12 protein-coding genes are annotated in these 11,344 nt (G+C 65.2%); 11 read left to right on the forward strand and 1 reads right to left on the reverse strand.

Features of this window, described 5'->3' with window-relative positions:
- The first annotated feature begins 151 nt into the window (after positions 1–151).
- The 3 genes from E4L98_RS26450 (at position 152) to E4L98_RS26460 (ending at position 2,133) form a co-directional block, all read left to right on the forward strand.
- A complete protein-coding gene (locus tag E4L98_RS26450) occupies positions 152–1,180 on the forward strand; it encodes a LacI family DNA-binding transcriptional regulator (protein ID WP_135204521.1) in 1,029 nt (342 codons plus the stop codon).
- 28 nt (positions 1,181–1,208) lie between these two features.
- Positions 1,209–1,478 (forward strand): KTSC domain-containing protein, encoded by a 270-nt coding sequence (locus tag E4L98_RS26455; RefSeq protein ID WP_135204522.1) that lies wholly within the window; start codon positions 1,209–1,211, stop codon positions 1,476–1,478.
- Positions 1,479–1,566: 88 nt separating this feature from the next.
- The gene (locus E4L98_RS26460; RefSeq protein ID WP_135204523.1) at positions 1,567–2,133 is read left to right on the forward strand and encodes an SET domain-containing protein; all 567 of its coding nucleotides are present in this window, start codon (positions 1,567–1,569) and stop codon (positions 2,131–2,133) included.
- A 30-nt stretch (positions 2,134–2,163) separates the two neighbouring features.
- Here E4L98_RS26460 and E4L98_RS26465 read toward each other — a convergent pair whose 3' ends face one another.
- Complete coding sequence (locus E4L98_RS26465; RefSeq protein WP_135204524.1) at positions 2,164–2,898, reverse strand: spermine/spermidine synthase domain-containing protein; 735 nt, start codon at positions 2,896–2,898, stop codon at positions 2,164–2,166.
- A gap of 92 nt (positions 2,899–2,990) precedes the next feature.
- On the opposite strand from E4L98_RS26465, the gene E4L98_RS26470 reads away from it, so the two are divergent.
- The 8 genes from E4L98_RS26470 (at position 2,991) to E4L98_RS26505 (ending at position 11,289) form a co-directional block, all read left to right on the forward strand.
- Positions 2,991–3,266, forward strand: a complete 276-nt coding sequence (locus E4L98_RS26470; protein WP_135204525.1) for a hypothetical protein — start codon at positions 2,991–2,993, stop codon at positions 3,264–3,266.
- Between the two features lie 14 nt (positions 3,267–3,280).
- Positions 3,281–4,453 (forward strand): GGDEF domain-containing protein, encoded by a 1,173-nt coding sequence (locus E4L98_RS26475; protein WP_135204526.1) that lies wholly within the window; start codon positions 3,281–3,283, stop codon positions 4,451–4,453.
- Positions 4,454–4,553: 100 nt separating this feature from the next.
- Entirely contained in the window at positions 4,554–6,005 is a 1,452-nt protein-coding gene (locus E4L98_RS26480) for a Ppx/GppA phosphatase family protein (RefSeq protein ID WP_135204527.1), read from the forward strand.
- Positions 6,006–6,017: 12 nt separating this feature from the next.
- On the forward strand, positions 6,018–6,782 hold the full coding sequence (locus tag E4L98_RS26485) for a substrate-binding periplasmic protein (RefSeq protein WP_135204528.1): 765 nt from the start codon (positions 6,018–6,020) through the stop codon (positions 6,780–6,782).
- 31 nt (positions 6,783–6,813) lie between these two features.
- Entirely contained in the window at positions 6,814–9,408 is a 2,595-nt protein-coding gene (locus tag E4L98_RS26490) for an ATP-binding protein (protein WP_135204529.1), read from the forward strand.
- Positions 9,401–9,775 carry a response regulator gene (locus E4L98_RS26495; protein WP_135204530.1) on the forward strand — a complete coding sequence of 125 codons (375 nt, stop codon included), beginning with the start codon at positions 9,401–9,403 and terminating at the stop codon, positions 9,773–9,775. The genes E4L98_RS26490 and E4L98_RS26495 overlap by 8 nt, the downstream gene beginning before the upstream one ends.
- 64 nt (positions 9,776–9,839) lie before the next feature.
- On the forward strand, positions 9,840–10,406 hold the full coding sequence (locus E4L98_RS26500; protein WP_205746840.1) for a hypothetical protein: 567 nt from the start codon (positions 9,840–9,842) through the stop codon (positions 10,404–10,406).
- A gap of 97 nt (positions 10,407–10,503) precedes the next feature.
- Entirely contained in the window at positions 10,504–11,289 is a 786-nt protein-coding gene (locus E4L98_RS26505; RefSeq protein WP_135204531.1) for a GNAT family N-acetyltransferase, read from the forward strand.
- Positions 11,290–11,344: the final 55 nt, after the last annotated feature.

An 11,344-nucleotide genomic window follows, 5' to 3' on the forward strand; every position in this document is an offset into this window, starting at 1 on the left:
TATGTCCTTGTGAAATGATTGCGCTGTCAGAAGTCATGGTAGCGGTGTCAGGCAGTAAACACAAGCTTAAACCTGCGGTTTTGATGAATTGTAAATGATAGAAAATGATGTTCGATGCTATAATGGCATATCGACTTTTATCAGGATTGCGATGGATAAGCGGACTTTGCGCACGGCGGCCGGCATGTTGGAAGTGAGCGGCGCCACCTTGGCCGATGTGGCGAAAGTAGCCGGCGTGTCGCCGATCACCGTGTCGCGCGCGCTGAATCAGCCACACCTCGTGCGGCCCAACACGCTGGCCAAGGTGCAGGCGGCGGTGCAGCAGACCGGCTATGTGAAAAACATGATGGCCGGCGCACTGGCGTCCAGCCGCAGCCGGCTGGTGTCGCTGGTGCTGCCCAGCATTTCGACGCCGATCTTTGCCGACATGGTGCATGCCGCCAGCGAATGCCTGACCGCCGCCGGCTACCAGGTGATGCTGGGCCTGTCCAGCTACGAAGCCTGGCGCGAGGAAGTGCTGGTTGAAACCATCCTCAGCCGCCGGCCGGACGGCGTCATCCTGACCGGCTCGCTGCACACCGACAGCACGCGGCGCCGCTTGCAGGCGGCGCAGGTGCCGGTGGTGGAAGCCTGGGATTTGACGCCGTCGCCGATCGACATGATGGTCGGTTTCTCGCACGAAGACGTCGGTCACGTGATCGCCCAGCACCTGCTGCAGCGCCGCTACCGCCGCATCGCCATCCTGGCGGTGCAGGATCCGCGCGCCGCGCGCCGCAATCAGGGCCTGCAGGCCGGGCTGGCCAAGCAGGGCATCGAGGTGGCGGCGGTGGAAATCATGGCGCTGCCGTCGACCTTCGAACTGGGGCGCGACGGCGCCGCGCGGCTGCTGGCGCGCTGTCCGGACCTCGATGTCATCGTCTGCAGTTCCGACACTCTGGCCCATGGCGTATTGACCGAGGCGATCGCGCGTGGCATCAATGTGCCTGAGCAACTGGCGGTGGTGGGTTTCGGCGATATGAACTTCGCCGCGCGCACCTATCCGCCGCTATCGACTGTGCGCGTCGATGGCGCTAATATCGGACGTGTGGCGGCGCAAGCGATATTGGACCGGATCGAAGGCAGGGCTGCGGCCAGCCTGACCGACACCGGCTTCCAGTTCATCGAGCGCGGCAGCACCTGAATAACCATTACAGGGAGAGAGGGCCGGCATGGAAATGAAGCGCATCAATGCGGGGAAATTGCGGGCCATCGGCTACGACGCGCGCGACAAGCTGCTGCGCGTGGAATTCGACGACGGCACCGCCATCGATTACTCGGGCGTCGGCAACGAGGTCTGGCGCAAGCTGTCGAGCTCCGGCGCGGCCTGGAGCTACTACCGCGACAATATCGAGGAAGAATACAGCGGCCGCAAAGGCACGGTGCGCAAACCCACCACCCGCGCCGACCTGGAAAACCTGTTCCGCGCGCCGGACGAGTGAACCATCAGCGGGGACTGACGAGAAAATCCGATTGAATCGCGCCAGGGGCTGTGGTCTAATCAAAAGATCATCGATCTCACGGTTCATCATGACTTCCGCCAGCTCATCCGCAGTCTTGCCCGCCTATCGCGTTCACAGCTCATCGGTTCACGGCAACGGCGTGTTTGCCGAGCGCGACATCGAACCCGGCGAGCGCATCATCGAATACGCCGGCCGCGAGATCAGCTGGGACGAGGCGCAGCGGCGCGCGGAAGTCTCGGGAGCGCCGCACAACCACACTTTTTTCTTCAGCCTGGCCAACGGTAACGTCGTCGATGGCGGCGATCATGGCAACGAGGCGCGCTTCATCAACCATTCCTGCGAGCCCAATTGCGAAGCCATCGAGGAAGAGGATGGCCGCATCTTCATTTACGCGCTGCACGCGATCAAACAGGACGAGGAACTCAATTATTCCTATCCGCTGATCTACGAGGGCCGCCACACGCCGGCGATCAAGAAGGCATTCGCCTGCCGCTGCGGCGCCCCGACTTGCAGCGGCACCATGCTGGCGCCCAAGCCGCGCAAGCGCAAACCGCGCGCCCAGCCGCAACTGCCGGTGGAACCCATCCCTGGCGCGGCGGCCGCCCGCCATCCCGAGCCGGTGGCGGCGCACTGACCTGATCCTCTCGCCGGGCGGTGGGGCAGCTCAGCGGTTTTGCCACTGGAGCTTCGCCACGGTCCAATGCGCCAGTACCCGGTTCAGCAGCGGCAGGCCGCCGGTGCGGGCGATTTTCTGCTGCATGGCCAGCGCCGGCGTGTTGCCGCCGCCACGCACCGCGAACAGGATGTGGTTGTTGCCGGCGATACCGGGAAAGCGGCAAATGCGGCCCTGGAACGCCTGGCGCAGGCGCTTGACCATACCGTGATAGTTGGGATCGTAGTTGAAGATGTTCGCCGCCAGCACGCCGCCCGGACGCAGGGCGCGGCGGCAATCGGCGTAAAAGCCGGCGCTGCCCAGCACCGGTGGCAAGCCGTCCGCGTCGAAGCCGTCGATCAGCAGCACGTCGGCGCCGCCGGCCAGTTGTGGCATATAAGTCACGGCGTCGGCCTGAATCACGCGGAAGCGCGCATTGTCGCGCGGGACCGCAAACTGCTCGCGCAGGGCGATCACCTCCGGGTTCAGTTCCAGCACGGTGATGCGGCTGTGCGGCAGGTAGCGGTAGCAGAATTTGGCCAGCGAGCCGCCGCCCAGGCCCACCATGACGATATGCTCGGGCCGGGGATGAAACAGCACGAAACACATCATGGCGCGCAGATAACTAAGCACCAGATCGTCGGGGCGCGACAGCTTCATCTCGCTTTGCACCATGCCCGGACGGAATTCCAGCCGGCGGCGGTCGCCTTCCGTGTGCACCTGAGGACGGTCGTTAGGTGTGGTCAAGTTTCTTTGTGTTATGGATTTACCCCGGGGATTTATAGTAGCATGGCGTTCGTACCGGCATGCCTCTGTGGCGGCCCACTTGGAGAGAGACGATGTTTTTAGACCACCCCACGCTAACCGCCACCAACAGCTTTACCGAGCCGGACCGTCTGGAGCGCCTGACGCGCGTCTACGGCTACGTGGCCGCGCTGGCCGATATCGCCGGCAAGCAGAGCTTTATTGAGAAAGTCAGCCAGCTGCACGACCACAAGGGCACCCTGATCGTGTTCTGGCACGACACCCCCACCGAAGAGGAAAAAGAGCTGTTCACCAAGGCCTGGGCCAGCAAGGTGGGCGACGGCAGCACCAACGTCGAGCACGAGGTCTGACGCCGCCTGCGGTCATGGATATCCGAACGCTGTTACTGGCGCTGGCACTGGGCAACCTCAGCCTGTGCGCAGCGCTGTTCTTTTTTGAGCAGGGCGGCTCGGCCAATGCAACTGGCCCGGCGCCGCGCCGTCACCTGAGCTGGGGTCATGCCAAGCTGTGCCAGGCGGTGGCGTGGACGCTGTTGTATTTCCGTGGCGTGCTTCCCGATTTCCTCACCATCCCGCTGGCCAACGCCATCCTGTTCGCCGGCTTCGCGCTGGACGCCGCCGCGTTGTGGGAGCTGGCCGGCCGCCGCGTGTGGCGCCGCTACCTGCTGCCGGCGCTGGGCGCGGCCGTCGGCGTGTACACGGCCGGCTGGCTGCTGCAGTTCGGCGCCGGCGCGCGCACGGCGATCGCCTCGGTGGCCGCCGGCTTCTTCTTCGTCTCCGGCATCGCGGCGTTGGGCCGCGGCTGGCGTGCCGGCACGCCATTGCGCCGCTACCTGCTGCTGCTGATGCTGGTGCTGACCGTGATGGTGGTGGCGCGCGGCCTGCGCGGGCTGACCCCGGACGGCGCCAGCCCGCTGCTGGCCCAACTGGGCGTCGCCGCGCTGTACCTGATGATGCTGGCGAACGCCTTCGGCTATCTGCTGCTGGTGCGCGAACAGGCGCAGAGCGAGCTGGCGCGGCTGGAGGTGGTGGATCCGCTGACCGATGTGCCCAACCGGCGCGGCTTCTACCAGGCGCTGACGCCGTGGATCGCGCTGGCGCGCCGGCCCGGCATGCCGGCCGCGCTGATCGTCATGAACCTGGACCAGTTCAAGCGCGTCAACGACAACTACGGCCACCCGGCCGGCGACATGGTGCTCAAAGCCATGGTTGATATCTGCAAGAAACAGTTGCGCGACTCCGACCAGATGGGCCGGCTGGGCGGCGCCGAATTCGCCATCCTGCTGCCGCGCACGGGCCAGGCCGACGCCGTCATGGTCGCCGAGCGCATCCGCAGCGCGATTGCCGCGCTGCCCGTGAAAGCCGAGGCCGAAAAGGCTATTATCTCGATGACGGCCAGCCTGGGCGTGACGGTGATCCGCGCCGAGGACAGCACCGTCAGTCTGTTCAAGCGCGCCGACGAGGCGCTGCAGGCGGCCAAACTGGCGGGCCGCAACCGCGTCATGGAAGCTCAGGTCAGCAGCATGATAGATGCGTAATGTTGCCGCTTGGTCATCAAGCTGTCACATTCGGAGCATATCGTGCTTATAATGGTGTAAATCGTTTAGTCTGATTCTTAGAACGGGGCCTTCCAATAACATGTATGCAGCAGTAGATCTGGGTTCCAACAGTTTTCGCCTCCACATCGGCAAGCACGATGGGGAGGCCATCCGCGTCCTGAAGAGCGTGCGCGAGCCGATCCGCCTGGCCGCCGGGCTGGACAAGGACGGCAACCTGACGCCGGCGGCGATGCAGACCGCGCTCGCCTGTCTGAAGAATTTCCGCACCGTGCTGGCCGCCTACAAGCTGGACGCGGTGCGCGTGGTGGCGACCTCCGCCATGCGCGTGGCGCGCAACTCGGCCGTCTTTTTGCCGGAGGCCGAGCAGGCCATCGGCTATCCGATCGAGATCATCTCCGGCGAGGAGGAGGGGCGTCTGATCTACATGGGCGTGGCGCACGCGGTGGCGCTGCCGGGCGAACGCCGGCTGGTGATCGACATCGGCGGCGGCTCCACCGAGCTGATACTCGGGCGTGGCCAGGAAATCGAGAAGGTCGAGTCGTTCAGCGTCGGCACCGTCAAGCAAAGCCTGGCGTTCTTCATCGGCGGCCGGGTCGACGGCCCGTCGTTCGAGGCGGCCATCCTGTCGGCGCGCAGCCATTTCGAGGACGCCGCGCCGCCGTACCATCCGCAGTTCTGGAAGCAGTGCTACGGCTCCTCCGGCACCGCGCGCACCATCGCCGACATCATCCAGAAAAACGGCCTGGGGCGCCAGGTCGACGCCGCCTCGCTGGAGGCGCTGAAGCAGCGCTTCATCGATTTCGGCAACGTCAGCCGCATCGACATGCCGGGCCTGAAGCCGGACCGCGCCGCCACCATCATCGGCGGGCTGGCGATCCTGATCGGCCTGGTGCGCGAGCTGGACATCCCGGTGGTGCAGCCGATCGAGGCCGGCCTGCGCATGGGCGTGATGTGGGACTTGCACCTGCGCTCCACCAAGCGCGACCGGCGCGAGCAGTCGGTGCAGGCCTGCGTGCAGAAATTCCACGTCGACGAGCGCCGCGCCAACCGCGTGGCCGACGACGCGCTGGCGCTGTACGCGCAGACCAAGCCGGCCTCGGACCAGTACACGCGCCACCTGTACTGGAGCGCGCTGCTGCACGAGATGGGCATGGTGGTGTCGCACACCGGCTACCACAAGCACGCCGCCTACATCATCGAGAACGCCGACCTGCCGGGCTTCACCGCGCGCGAGCAGCGCATGATGAGCCGTTTGATCGTGGCCCACAAGGGCAATCTGCGCAAGGTGGCCGAGGTGCTGCACGAGCCGGACTTCACCAAGGCCATCGTGGCGCTGCGGTTGGCGGTGTTGTTCATGCACTCGCGCATCGACATCGACTTCACCCAGATCCGCTTGCGCGTCAAGAGCCGCATCGAGCTGGAAATCCGGCGCGTGTGGGTGGCTGACCATCCGACCCTGTCCTACTGGCTGGAAAAGGAGCAGGAGCAGTGGGATGACGTCGGCGTGGACTTCGCCATCCGCACCAGCTAAGCCGGAGCCGCCATGACCAGCATCCCGCGCCATCTCGCCTGTCTGCTGCTGGTCCTGTCGTTGCCGGCGTCCGCCGCCGAGACGGTGCGCCTGTGCTTCGAGGCGCAGGACGTGCGGCCGTGGCGCACGGAGCAGGGCGGCGGCCTGAATTTCGAGCTGCTCAAGATGGTCGGGCAGCGGCTCGACGTCCGTTTCGATTTCCAGAGCATCCCGTGGAAGCGCTGCCTGGCGCAACTCAAGGACAACGCGGTCGACGGCGCGTTTGCCGTCAGCTACAAGCCGGACCGGCGCGAACTGGGCGAGTATCCAGGTGGCGAGCGGCCCGACGCCGGCAAGCGCATGCACACCGATACCTACATGGTCCTGCGCCGCAAGGGCAGCAGGGTCGATTGGGACGGCAAACGCTTCCGCAACCTCGATGGCGCGGTCGGCTTCCAGCTCGGCTACTCGGTGGGCGACGTGCTGCGCGCGCAGCGGGTGGAAGTGGACGAGGGCAGCCAGCGCGCCGATGAACTGGCGCGGAAGCTGATCGCCGGCCGGCTGGCGGCGGCGGCGGTGGGCGGCAGCGACGCCGCCACGCTGATGCGCGGTCCGCTGGCGCCGCGGCTGGAGCTGCTGCCCATCCCCATCGTCGAAAAACCGTATTTCCTGATCCTGTCGCACGCCATGCTGGCACAACGCCCGCAGCTGGCGCAGCGCATCTGGGACGAGATCGAAACCACCCGCAACGGAGCGGCCTACCGGAAGCTGGAACAAGCGCAGGGAGTTCGCCATTGACACTGAACTGAACGACGGCGGCGGTCCGCTGATGCAACTACGCCTGGCGTGGCGGCGCAACATCCTGCTGCGCCTGGGCGCCGGCATTTTCCTCGCGGTGGCCTTGTTCACCGGGATTTACACCACCTATGTGATGCAGTCGCTGCGGCATGAGGCCGAGCAGAACCTGCTGGAGCGCGCCGAGCGGCTGGCGGCGGTGCTGTCGCGGGCGCTGGCGCGGCCGCTGTTCGACATGAACGGCACCGCGGTGTCCAGCGTGGTCGACGCTTCCGGCGCCACGCCGGAAGTGCTGACGCTGCGCGTGCTGGACCCCGACGGCAAACTGCTGGCCAGCTATGCCGCCGCGCAGAAGGAGCAGATCGGCGCCATCAGCGTGCACCGCGACATCAGCTACAGCGATGCGCGCCGCAGCTATCCGGTCGGTTCTATCGACCTGTCTTATTCGCGCCAGCAGATGGACGGCGACCTGCAGCGCCAGATCGTCAATACGCTGACCGCCAATCTGCTGCTGGCGCTGGGCATCGTGCTGGCCATCTTCCTGGTCGGCCGCCGCGCCTACCGCCAGTTTGCCGGCATCCGCCACGGCCTGGAAAAGCTGACCCACGGCGAGACCGACTTCAAGCTGTCCGGCGTCGGCCGCATCGACCAGGTGGGACGCATGTCCGACGCGGTGCTGCGCTTCCGCGACACCATGACGCGGCTGCGCGATACCGAGCGGGCGCTGCGCGACCTGAATTACGAGCTGGAGGAACGCATCAGCGCGCGCACGGCGGAACTGAGCCTGAGCATGCAGATGGCGCGCGACAGCCAGGCGATCCTGCAGGCCATCGTCGACACCGCGCTGGACGCGGTGGTGCGCATGGACGCGCGCGGCCGCATCGTCGGCTGGAACCGGCAGGCCGAGACCATCTTCGGCTGGAAGCGCGAGGAAGTGCTGGAGCTGGAACTGGAGACCACCGTGATTCCGCCGCGCTTCCGTTACGACTTCCGCACCGACCTGCAGCGCCTGCTGAAGCACAGCGGCAGCGCCAGCCGCACCGAGGTGTTTGCGCTGCGCCGCGACGGCGAGGAATTCCCGATCGAGCTGGCCATCACCCAGGTCAGCACGGAGGAGGGCAACACCCATGAATTCTGCGCTTTCATCCGCGACATCAGCGTGCGCCGCGAGCGCGAACAGAAGCTGGTCAGCGCCAACGTGATGGCGGAAGCGGCAAATGTCGCCAAGACCGAATTCCTGGCCAATATGAGCCACGAGATCCGCACGCCGATGAGCGCCGTGATCGGCATGTCCTACCTGGCGCTGCGCACCGAACTGACGTCCAAGCAGCATGAATACATCAGCAAGATCCACCGCGCGGCGCTGACGCTGCTGGGCATCATCAACGACATCCTGGACTTTTCCAAGATCGAGGCCGGGCGGCTGGAGCTGGAGGCGATCCCGTTCGCGCTGGAGGACGTGCTGGCCAATGTCAACAGCGTGACGGCGCAGCGCGCGGCCGACAAGCAGTTGCAATACCTGGTGCACGTCGACACCGACGTGCCGCGCTATCTGGTCGGCGACCCGCTGCGCCTTGGGCAGGTGCTGATCAACCTGGTCAACAACGCCGTCAAGTTCACCCAGGAAGGCCGGCTGGAGCTGCGCTGCCAGCTGCGGGCCGAAGCGCCGCCCGGCGGCAAGGCACTGCTGCGCTTCACCGTGCGCGACACCGGCATCGGCATGACGCCGCAGCAAAGGGCCCGCTTGTTCCGCGCTTTCAGTCAGGCCAACGGCTCGACCACGCGCCAGTATGGCGGCACCGGTTTGGGCCTGTCGATCTCGCAGCAACTGGTGCGGCTGATGGGCGGGAATATCGACGTCGAGAGCGAGCTGGATCGCGGCTCCACCTTCCATTTCGATCTGCCGTTTGCGCTGTCGGATGCGGCGGCGCTGGCGGTGCAGGCGGCCGTGTATCACGGCCCGGCGGGCGAGCCGCTGGACGGCGCAGCGCGCCGCAGCGCGCGCGTGCTGCTGGCCGAGGACAGCGCCGACAACCAGGATGTGACGCGCGAGCTGCTGGAGCTGCAGGGGCTGGAGGTCGATGTCGTCGACAACGGCCTGGATGCGGTGAAGCGGCTGATGGAGGCTGGTCCCGGCGTCTACGATCTGGTGCTGATGGATCTGGCCATGCCGGCGATGGACGGCCACGAGGCCACCAGCCTGCTGCGCACCGACAGCCGCTTCAGCGAACTGCCCATCATTGCCGTCACGTCGGATGCGGTGGCCGGCGTGCAGGCGCGCTGCCTGGAGGAGGGCATGCAGGATTACCTGACCAAGCCGCTCGATCCGCAGCGGCTGTTCAACGTCCTGTCGCGCTGGCTGGGAATGGCGATGAAGGTGATCCCGCCGGCGGCGCCGCTTCCGCAGACGGACGATGAGCACGACGCGCGTCAGGCGCTGGACGAACTGGCCGCGCTGCTGTCCGAATACAGCGGCGAGAGCAAGGACTATTTCAGCCGCGTGCGCGGCAGCCTGGCGACGGTGCTGTCGCCGCAGGTGATGGCGCGGCTGGATCATCACATGGAACAATACGAATACGAGGCGGCCGGCAGTCTGCTGGCCGTCGCCATCAGGAGCCTGCATGAATAATATTCACCGTCCCACCGTGCTGATTGTCGATGACACGCCGGACAATCTGACCTTGCTGTCCAATTTGCTCAAGGACAAGTACAACACCAAGGTCGCCAACAACGGCGCGACGGCCTTGCAGATCGTCGCCTCGTCCCGGGTCGATCTGGTCCTGCTGGACATCATGATGCCGGAACTGGACGGCCTGGAAACTTGTCGCCGCATCAAGGCCGATCCAGCCGGCGCGGCGGTGCCGGTGGTGTTCCTGACGGCGAAAAGCCAGCAGGAAGACGAGGCGCAGGGCCGCAGCGCGGGCGCGGTGGATTTCCTGCGCAAGCCGGTAAATCCCGGCGATTTATTTGCCCGGGTGGCAGCACATTTGCGCTAGATTAAGAAAATAACCGGATAAATGATATATACTATTTATATTGTTGAATAAATCGGAGCTTACAATGGCCACCAAGCCAACCACCAAAACCAGTCCCAAGGCCGCAACCAAGGCTGCCGCCGCCCCCGCGGCCAAAACCGTAGCCGCCAAGACCGCGACCCCGAAGGACGCAATCCCCAAGGCTGCAACCACCAAGGCCGCAGCTTCCAAGCCGGTAGCGCCGAAAGCCGCGCCCAAGGCTGCTCCTAAAGCCGCTCCTAAAGCCGCCGCGCCCATGGCCGCGGTGAAAGCGCCGGCCAAGGCCGCGACGCCGAAGGCCGCGCCGAAAGCTACTCCGAAGGCTACTCCGAAGGCCGCCGCCCCGAAAGCCGCCAAGCCGGCCGCCGGCGATGATGCCAAGGCCAAGGTTCAAAAAGAAAAGCTGGTGCGCGACAGCTTCACCATGCCGGAAGCCGAGTACGCGGTACTCGGTCAGGTCAAGAAAGCCGCATTGAAAGCCGGTTTCGAAGTCAAGAAAAGCGAACTGCTGCGCATCGGCGTGGCGCTGATCTCGCAGATCGACATGGCCACGCTGAAGAACGTACTGGCCGGCCTGCCGCAGCTGAAAACCGGCCGTCCGAAGAAGGCCTGACAAAAAAACAACACGTCATGAAAATGACATCGGACTGTCATTTTCCTGAAAAATTCGCTGGTTACGCTTGCTTCGTCTTCCACAGAAAGGATGAAGCATGCAAACCTCGATCATACAAGCGGACGCCCGAGCAACGTCCGGCAAGCTGGTACTCAGTATGGCAAGCACGCCGGAAGAACTGCGCGAAGTGCAGCGCTTGCGTTACAAGGTGTTTATCGAATCGATGGGCCTGAGCGCGCTGGAACGCGCCGACGGCCTCGATAGCGACGAGTTTGACGAGCATTGCGACCACCTGATCGTGCGCGACCGCGACACGCTGATGGTGGTGGGCACCTACCGCCTGCTGAGCGCCGCCCGCGCGCGCAAGCTGGGCCGCCTGTATTCCGAAGGCGAGTTCGATCTGGGCCGCCTGAACAACATCCGCAACCGCATCGTCGAAGCGGGCCGCGCCTGCATCCATCCTGATTATCGTGGCGGCAGCGTGATCATGCTGCTGTGGTCCGGCCTGGCCGACTACATGCGCCGCGAGAACTGCGAATTCCTGATCGGCTGCGCCAGCATCTCGCTGGCCGATGGCGGCCACAATGCCGTCGCGGTCTACCAGCAACTGGTGACCAAGCACATGGCGCCGGTCGAATATCGCGTCACCCCGCACCTGCCGTTCCCGTTCTCGAAACTGGACGCGGCGCAGAAGCCGCAAGTGCCGGCGCTGCTGAAGGGTTACATGCGCTCGGGCGCCTGGATCTGCGGCGAACCGGCCTGGGATCCTGATTTCGAAAGCGCCGACCTGTTCCTGCTGATGCCGCTGTCCAATCTGGACACCCGCTATGCCCGCCACTATGGCGTCGGCGCGGAAGCATCGGCCCAGCCGCTGGTCGCCTGACGCGGTTCGGCCGCCCCGTGTAGAATAAGCCGTTGTGCTTATTCTGCGGGGCTGT

Origin of the sequence: Duganella callida (genome assembly GCF_004614165.1) — a bacterium.
Lineage (GTDB): Bacteria > Pseudomonadota > Gammaproteobacteria > Burkholderiales > Burkholderiaceae_D > Rugamonas > Rugamonas callida.

Excerpts from the sequence above, each read along its gene's own strand:
- E4L98_RS26500 (WP_205746840.1), top strand. The coding sequence starts at position 9,840 with ATGGCCACCAAGCCAACCACCAAAACCAGTCCCAAGGCCGCAACCAAG.
- E4L98_RS26455 (WP_135204522.1), top strand. The coding sequence starts at position 1,209 with ATGGAAATGAAGCGCATCAATGCGGGGAAATTGCGGGCCATCGGCTAC.
- E4L98_RS26495 (WP_135204530.1), top strand. The coding sequence starts at position 9,401 with ATGAATAATATTCACCGTCCCACCGTGCTGATTGTCGATGACACGCCG.
- E4L98_RS26470 (WP_135204525.1), top strand. The coding sequence starts at position 2,991 with ATGTTTTTAGACCACCCCACGCTAACCGCCACCAACAGCTTTACCGAG.
- E4L98_RS26505 (WP_135204531.1), top strand. The coding sequence starts at position 10,504 with ATGCAAACCTCGATCATACAAGCGGACGCCCGAGCAACGTCCGGCAAG.
- E4L98_RS26485 (WP_135204528.1), top strand. The coding sequence starts at position 6,018 with ATGACCAGCATCCCGCGCCATCTCGCCTGTCTGCTGCTGGTCCTGTCG.
- E4L98_RS26490 (WP_135204529.1), top strand. The coding sequence starts at position 6,814 with ATGCAACTACGCCTGGCGTGGCGGCGCAACATCCTGCTGCGCCTGGGC.
- E4L98_RS26480 (WP_135204527.1), top strand. The coding sequence starts at position 4,554 with ATGTATGCAGCAGTAGATCTGGGTTCCAACAGTTTTCGCCTCCACATC.
- E4L98_RS26460 (WP_135204523.1), top strand. The coding sequence starts at position 1,567 with ATGACTTCCGCCAGCTCATCCGCAGTCTTGCCCGCCTATCGCGTTCAC.
- E4L98_RS26475 (WP_135204526.1), top strand. The coding sequence starts at position 3,281 with ATGGATATCCGAACGCTGTTACTGGCGCTGGCACTGGGCAACCTCAGC.
- E4L98_RS26450 (WP_135204521.1), top strand. The coding sequence starts at position 152 with ATGGATAAGCGGACTTTGCGCACGGCGGCCGGCATGTTGGAAGTGAGC.